At 63.3% G+C, this 7,406-nt stretch carries 6 protein-coding genes and 1 pseudogene; 2 read left to right on the forward strand and 5 right to left on the reverse strand.

Annotated elements, in window-relative coordinates; genetic code table 11:
• The first annotated feature begins 145 nt into the window (after positions 1 to 145).
• Entirely contained in the window at positions 146 to 1,969 is a 1,824-nt protein-coding gene (locus BOO71_RS20485; RefSeq protein WP_075835548.1) for a polysaccharide biosynthesis protein, read from the forward strand.
• A 262-nt stretch (positions 1,970 to 2,231) separates the two neighbouring features.
• Here the strand turns inward: BOO71_RS20485 and BOO71_RS20490 are convergent, their stop codons facing one another.
• From BOO71_RS20490 to BOO71_RS20505, 4 genes are all read right to left on the reverse strand, one after another.
• Positions 2,232 to 3,350 (reverse strand): sensor histidine kinase, encoded by a 1,119-nt coding sequence (locus tag BOO71_RS20490; RefSeq protein ID WP_075835551.1) that lies wholly within the window; start codon positions 3,348 to 3,350, stop codon positions 2,232 to 2,234.
• Complete coding sequence (locus tag BOO71_RS20495) at positions 3,347 to 4,033, reverse strand: winged helix-turn-helix domain-containing protein (RefSeq protein ID WP_075835553.1); 687 nt, start codon at positions 4,031 to 4,033, stop codon at positions 3,347 to 3,349. The genes BOO71_RS20490 and BOO71_RS20495 overlap by 4 nt, the downstream gene beginning before the upstream one ends.
• 171 nt (positions 4,034 to 4,204) lie before the next feature.
• Positions 4,205 to 4,777: a DUF305 domain-containing protein gene (locus BOO71_RS20500; protein ID WP_075835555.1), complete on the reverse strand. Its 573-nt coding sequence runs from the start codon at positions 4,775 to 4,777 to the stop codon at positions 4,205 to 4,207.
• 95 nt (positions 4,778 to 4,872) lie between these two features.
• Positions 4,873 to 5,724: a patatin-like phospholipase family protein gene (locus BOO71_RS20505; protein WP_075835557.1), complete on the reverse strand. Its 852-nt coding sequence runs from the start codon at positions 5,722 to 5,724 to the stop codon at positions 4,873 to 4,875.
• Between the two features lie 131 nt (positions 5,725 to 5,855).
• Between BOO71_RS20505 and BOO71_RS20510 the strand changes: the two genes are divergently transcribed.
• The gene (locus tag BOO71_RS20510) at positions 5,856 to 6,644 is read left to right on the forward strand and encodes an IS5 family transposase (RefSeq protein WP_075835559.1); all 789 of its coding nucleotides are present in this window, start codon (positions 5,856 to 5,858) and stop codon (positions 6,642 to 6,644) included.
• A 476-nt stretch (positions 6,645 to 7,120) separates the two neighbouring features.
• Here BOO71_RS20510 and BOO71_RS27230 read toward each other — a convergent pair.
• Positions 7,121 to 7,406 (reverse strand): annotated as a pseudogene (locus BOO71_RS27230) (IS1 family transposase); the annotation flags it as partial.

Genomic DNA, 7,406 nt, shown 5'->3' on the forward strand with positions numbered 1-7,406 from the left:
TTCTGCTAGATTAACGATGAGATTTAAGGTCTTCCCATGAGATGAAGGTCAACGGCTCTCTGGCCCGAGCCGTAACTTCCCCAATAGACCTGATGATATTGCGCGTCCGAATTCTGGGTCTGGAAAATAATATGAACGAAAAACGATGACCAGCGCCACGGGTAAATTCCTGCTCGATCTGTTCGTCTTCACACTGGCGGCGGTCCTGGCCTACGTTCTGCGCCTGGACGATGCGCTGGGAAGCGTGGACCTCTCGATTCTGATCTATGCCCTGGTCGGGTTGCCGCTGAAATGGCTGGCCCTGCGGTATTTCCGGGTCTCGCGGCACATCTGGCGCTATGTAACTTTCGAGGATCTGAGCAAGCTGGCATCCATGACCGGGCTGGTGACGCTGGCCCTGCTGCTGCTGACGCCCGTGCTGCGGCTGTGGATTTTTGTGCCCTGGTCCATTCCGCTGATTGAGGGCGTGCTGGCGCTAGCCCTGCTGTCGGGTCTGCGGCTGCTGGTTCGCTGGCGGCTGGGCCGCCGTCGCCGCCGCCTGTCCACCCACGCGCAGGCCCCGGACCGGGTGCTGATCGCCGGAGCCGGGGACGCGGGCCGCCTGATGGCCGCCGAACTGCTGAGATCGCCGGAAAAGGGCATGGAGCCGGTGGGCTTCATCGACGATTCGGCGGAGAAGACTGGCATGGTACTGGTGGGTCTGCCGGTGCTGGGCAGGCTGTCACATCTGAGTCAGGCTGTGGAGGACACCGGAGCCACCCTGCTGGTGATTGCCATGCCCTCGGCAGGGGGGCAGATCATCCGGCAATACGTGAACGCGGCGCGTACAGCGGGTTTGCAGGCGCGCACGGTGCCCGGGCTGTACGAATTGATGGGCGGTCAGGTCACCACCAACCAGCTCCGCAGCGTCAGCGTCGAGGATCTGCTGCGCCGTGCCCCGGTGGACATCGATCAGGACAGTATTTCCCACTATCTCAAAGGTCAGACGGTGCTGGTTACGGGTGCGGGCGGCTCCATCGGTTCGGAGCTGGTGCGACAGCTCTCGCGCTTTCGCCCGGCCCGGCTGGTGCTGGTGGGGCGCGGTGAGAACAGCATCTTTGCTATCGAGCAGGAGATGAAGCGCGAATGGCCCGACATCCAGGTCACGGCCCTGATTGCCGACGTGCGGAATCCGTCGCGTCTGGAATTCATCTTCGAGACGTACCGGCCCGGTGTGGTCTTTCACGCTGCCGCCCACAAGCACGTCCCGTTGATGGAGGCCGCGCCCAGCGAGGCGGTTCACAACAACATCCTGGGCACCCGCAACGTGGCCGAACTGTGCCTGAAATACGGGGTCACGCGGCTGGTGAACATCTCCACCGACAAGGCGGTCAACCCCACATCGGTGATGGGGGCCAGCAAACGCATTGCCGAGATGGTGATTGCTGACGCCGCCTCACGCGCAGCAGCCGGGCAGGCGTTCGTATCGGTGCGCTTCGGCAATGTGCTGGGTAGCCGGGGCAGCGTGGTTCCCACCTTCTTGCAGCAGATTCAACTGGGCGGCCCGGTGACCATCACCCACCCGGACATGACCCGTTATTTCATGACCATCCCGGAGGCCAGCCGTCTGGTGTTGCAGGCGGGCGGTCTGGCCGACAATGGCAGCGTCTATCTCTTGAACATGGGCGAGCCGGTCAAGATCGCCGATCTGGCCCGCGACGTGATCCGCCTGACCGGCGCGCAGGATATCGAGGTGGTCTTCAGCGGCATGCGCCCCGGCGAAAAGCTGTACGAGGAACTGCTGACCAGCGGCGAGGACGTGATTCCCACCAGCCACACCGAGATCTTCTCGGCCCGCTTGCAACAAGTCCAGCCAGGACAGCTCACGTGCCTTCTGGCAGACCTGAGCGCCGCCGCCGGGCACGAGGACGCCCGCGCCATCCGCACCCTGCTGCACGGGGCTATTCACGAAAGTCAGATGCAGGTCTGAAGCGTGGGAGAGGAGGCGTGCCGGGCCAGCCCTCGATTCTGATTTCTGGGCTTGATGGGGCCTCTGACTGACGGTGTTGAGAAACACCTGAACATCCGAACGGGACTTGCAGAGCTGGGAAGCAGAGAAGTAGCTCTCTATGGGTGCTGTTCCACGATGGCAGTCTGTTCATGACGAGAGCGAGACGGAGAAAAACGGGTTCCAGGCATGGAGTACGGGAATCGGCACTGTTTGAGGAAAGAACCCTGCCCAGACAGGTTTTTCATGAACTGGAAGTTGTCAGTTGATTGTGTCCTGAACCATGCGCTGCTAGCAGGGTCAAGGTGAAGGTGCTGCCTGACGGTCCTGAACTCACCGTCAGGTTGCCGCCCATGCGGGTGGCCAGACCCCGCGCGATGGTCAGGCCCACGCCGCTGCCGTCTCCGCGCGTGCGCGCCGGATCGACGCGGTAAAAGCGCTCGAAGATGCGGCCCTGATGTTCGGGCGGAATGCCGCCCCCCGTATCTGCTACCGTGAACACCACGTCACCGCCTCGCCGCTCGGTTCCCAGCGTGACCAGGCCCCCGCGCAGCGTGTGCCGCAGGGCGTTGCCCAGCAGGTTGGAGAGGATCTGCGAGGCCCGCTCAAAGTCCGCTGTGACGTGCGGCAGCTCCCCGGCGTTCCCCTGGATCAGCACCACGCCGCGTTCCTCGTAAGCGCCTGCAAAACGTTCGTGGGCATGGGCGATCAGGAGAGCGGGGGCAAAGTCGCTGGGGTGCAGGTCCACCGCGCCCGCCTCCACCCGCGAGACCACGCTTAAATCCTGCGCCAGCCGCTCCATCGCCGCCGTCTCGCGCAGGATGGCCCCTGCTACGGCTTCCGGCGGCATCACGCCGTCTTTCATGGCCTCGGCATAGCCACGCAGGGCAGACAGCGGTGTTCGCAACTCGTGGGCCACGTTGGAAATCAGTTCCACGCGCCCCTGCTCCACCTGCTGCAAGGACGCCGCCATGCGGTTGAAGTGCCGCGCCACGTCGGTCAGCTCATCGCGGCCCTCCTCCGGCAGCCGCCGCGCGTAGTCGCCGGTGGCGATGGCATGGCTGCCGTCGCGCAGCAGCGTCACCGAGCGGACCACCCGCCGCGCGGACAGCAGCGCGGTCAGGGCGGCCACCACCAGCGCCAGCGGCAGAGAGGCCAGCAGCGCCGCATTCAGGGTACGCCGCACGCCGCGTTCCAAGTCCGGGCGCAGGCTGGCCCCGTCGGGGCCGATCAGCGTCACCATCTGCTCGACGTGATGGCGGATGAACGCTGAGGCCAGCGCCTCGCTGATCAGCAGCACTGCGCCCAGCGCGACGCAGATCACCAGGAGATGGGACAGGAAGAGGCGGGTGTAGAGCTTCATTCGCCCTCACCGCCCGTCAGTTCCTCCCTGAAACGGTAGCCCACCCCGCGCACCGTCTCGATATAGCGGGGAGCGTCGGCATTGTCGCCCAGCTTGCGGCGCAGCGCCGTGACATGCACGTCCACCACCCGCGCGGTGCTGGGAAAGTCGTGGCCCCAGACCCGCTCCAGCAGCCGCTCGCGCGTCCAGACCAGTCCCGGGTGCTGCGCGAAGGTACTCAGCAGGTCGTATTCCAGCTTGGACAGCTCCAGCGGCTGGCCCGCCAGCTTGGCGCGGCGGGCGCGCAGGTCCAGGTCCAGATCGCCGCTGTGGATCTCATGACGCACGCCCGCGCGGCGCAGCAGGGCGTGAACGCGTGCCATCACCTCGCGCGGGCTGAAGGGCTTGACCACGTAGTCGTCCACACCCAGGGCCAGGCCACGCAGTTTGTCCTCCTCCTCGCCGCGCGCGGTCAGCATCAGCAGGGGCAACTCCAGCCCCGCCGCCCGCGCTTCACGGGCCAGGTCCAGACCGCTGACCCACGGCAGCATCCAGTCCAGAATCGCCAGATCGGCGCGCGGCAACAATTCGCGGGCCTGATGGCCGTCAGATGCCTGCAAGACCTCGTAACCCTCGCCGCTCAGGTAGGCGTGCAGAATTTCGAGGATGGCGGGGTCATCGTCAACGATCAGAACACGGGCCATCTCCGCCTCCCGCTTACCCTGCGCCCTAGAGCAGTTGTCATAAAAAGACCATTTTTATGACCGAGCAGAGCGAGAGACTTTTGCGGAGCAGGATGGACTTGCAAAGCTGCGAAGCAGAGAATGGAGTCACCGGAAGTCTCTTTTTCCGGTGACGTAATTCGGAGAACTGCTCTAGAATCCGCGTTTGATCAGCCACTGGCGGTAAGCGTACATCTCGTCGGCCTGCGTGCGGATGATGTCGCGGGACAGGCCCAGCACGCGGGCGTCGCTGCTCTTTTGCAGGGCCAGACTCGCCATGTCGATGGCGCTGGCGTGATGCGGCAGCATGCCTTCCACGAAGCCCCGGTCACTGTCCTTGTTGGCCTTGAGCGACATCATCATGTCCTTCATTTCAGCGTTCATTCCCGTCTGTGCGCCCTTGTCCACGCCGCCCAGGGTTTTCAGCCAGGCGTTCATCTCGCCGATTTCTTTTTGCTGGACGCCAATAACGTCCGCCGTCCATTTCTTGACCTGAGCGTCCTTGACGGTGTTCAGCACGGCTTTGCTCATGTCCACCGCGCCCTGATGGTGAACGATCATCATGGAGAGGAAGGCGCGGTCAAACGACTTGCCCTTCAGGGTGTCCAGTGCGCCGTTCATGGTGGTGCCGTGGTTCATGCCGGGCATGGCATTCTGGGACATGTTCATCTGCGCATGGGCCAGGGGCGTGAGGGTGAGGGCCAGAAGTAATGCGAGGCGTTTCATGGCCTCAGCGTGGGGCAGCGGTGTTAAGGGGCTGTAAAGCGGGTGCGGGGCGCGGGCGTCTGGGTGATGGCGGCATCTCCTGGACTTCCTATGTGTCAACGGTCACCGTGAGCCATCCAGAATGCTTTCAGCTCCGCCGCCTGCCTTCGTCCCTGGTCGCGGCCCGCCTGGGCCGTTCCCGCGCGCCGCGCCGGGTCCAGCACGTTGGGGCCGATGGCTTCCACCGACGCGGCATCTGGCTCAGCCATCCGAACGGCTGAGCCGGACGCCTCCAGCGCCGCCACCTCCCCTGGCAACGGTGACTGTGCGTCGAGCTTGAGCAGGGACAGCACCAGCACGCGCCGCGCCCCCTGGGCCAGATCGGCATTGGTTACCGAGCGGACCCCACCGTCCATGTAGCGTTGGCCCCCGATGGTCACGGGCGGCCACACCCCCGGCACCGCGCAGCTCGCGGCCACGGCGTCGGTGAGCAGCACACCTGCGTCCCGGTCAAAGAAACGTGGCTCGCCTGTTCCTGTATCGACAGCCACGATCACCAGGCGCTGTGCGGGCCACTCGGGGTTGGGCAGGCGGGAAGCGATGATGGCGCGGCGTTCGGTCTCGGACACACCGGAGACGCCCAGGGCCATCTGCCCGATGCGCTGCCGGATGGCCGTGGGGTCCGGCCCCACCTCCTGCATGATCGCGGCGAAGGTGCGGCCCATCGCTTCGGCGTCGAAGTTGGCGGCCTGTTCTGAGGAGGGTTCGAGCTGGCGGTTGTAAAGCTGTTCCAACGCCATGCCGCCCGTGATCTGCGCCCCGACGGAGGAGCCTGCCGAGGTGCCGACGATCAGGTCTGCGTCGCGGAGGTCCAGGCCCTCGTCCAGCAGGCCCGTCAGGAAGCCCAGGCCCCAGGCGATGCCCGTGACGCCTCCGCCCCCCAACACCAATGCGCGTTCAACAGTCATGGCCCAATCATGCCGTGATCGGGAGACCAGGGCAAGCCAGGGAGACCTGAATACATCGGCCTGCCTGAGAGCGTGTTTTAAAAGTGCCTGGGACATAGCGCTACGGGCCAAGTTCTGGCACGTTGCAGTTGATGAGAAGACAACGTTACTCCAGTGACCTGACCCGCAAACAGTTTAAGCGCCTTGAAGCTCTCCTGCCCGTCCCCAAGGCAGGTGGACGGCCCCGCACGATAGATCTGTATGAGGTGATGTGCGCAATTTTCTATGTCCTCAAGAATGGCTGTGCCTGGCGCGATCTTCCTCATGATTTTCCAGTATGGCAGACGGTTTACAGCTACTTTCAGCGGTTCCAGCAGGACGGGACGTGGGAAGCGGTTGACCGCTTCCTGCTGCGCCGAACCCGCATCAACGCAGGACGGGATCCTGAACCCAGCGCGGGAAGCATCGACGCGCAAACCGTGCGCTGTGCGCCACAGGCAGGGATTCGTGGCATTGACGCGGGGAAAAAGACCAACGGGCGCAAACGACACATCGCCGTGGATACGCTGGGCTTGCTGCTGCTGGTCATGGTGACCGCAGGGAGCGTGCAGGATCGGGCGCAAGCGCCGATTCTGCTGGCATTGCTCGCCCAACGATTTCCGCGCTTGCGACACATCTGGGCGGATGGTGGGTACACGGGTCACCCCGTGTCCTGGGCCAAAGAAGTCTTGAACTGGACCGTGAAGGTGGTCAAAAAGCTGGCTGGACAACAGGGTTTTGTGGTGTTGCACCGCCGCTGGGTGGTAGAGCGCACCATTGCGTGGATGACCCGTTGCCGCCGATTGAGCCGGGATTACGAGGGCTTGCCCCAGACGACGGAGGCGTGGTTCTACCTGGCGAACATCCGGCTCATGTTGCGCCGCCTGGAACTTGGTGGCTGACCCTTTTAAAACACGCTCTTAGAGGGGCGTCTCTCCAGACCTGTTCAGCGGCAGACCCCCGAACTGACGGAATGCCGATCAGTATCAGAAAAATGCTGAGTCACGCCAGTACCTCAACTACCAACGATATTTACCGCCACGTGCTGCCCAGCGAGGATAGAGCGCATGTCCTTGATCTGTTCGCACTGCCAGACTCTCAGGATTGAGCTATTACAGTCGGAGACCCCAGGAAGCCTGTTCAGCCCTGGGGTCTCTTTCTGCGCTTACCGTGTTGGACGGCATTTTTCTTGTGGTGCACCCCAATGGACTCGAACCATTGACCGACCGCTTAGAAGGGGAAGAAAGCCTTCCTGAACCGTTCTGGAGCAGTTTTCGTAAAATCCTATAACATCGTCTGGAACGTTGTTTTTCTTCCCGCCGTATTTTTGAGTCGGTAAAGAATTCGGCCCGTTACGGGGCAGGGTAGAAGGCTGGAATCATGACCGACATGGGTTCTTCATGACCACGGTGCTGAGCAGGCGCAGCACGCTCCACACCGTGTCCGTGATCCCGATGGCCATTGCTGGCGTCCGTTGCGCATATTGACGACGCCCCACCGGTTCATTCAACTTGACTCGCAGGCTCCGGTTCACCCGACAGAAGTTATAGATCCCATTGACCAGATCACTGACCGTCTGACGGACGTGGGGAAGCCTCGCAAACGCGAGGCTTCTGCGGACTTGGTGCGGATTCATACGCCGGGCCGTCCCGTTGTGCCGTTCC

The organism is Deinococcus marmoris (assembly GCF_001949125.1).
Lineage (GTDB): Bacteria > Deinococcota > Deinococci > Deinococcales > Deinococcaceae > Deinococcus > Deinococcus marmoris_A.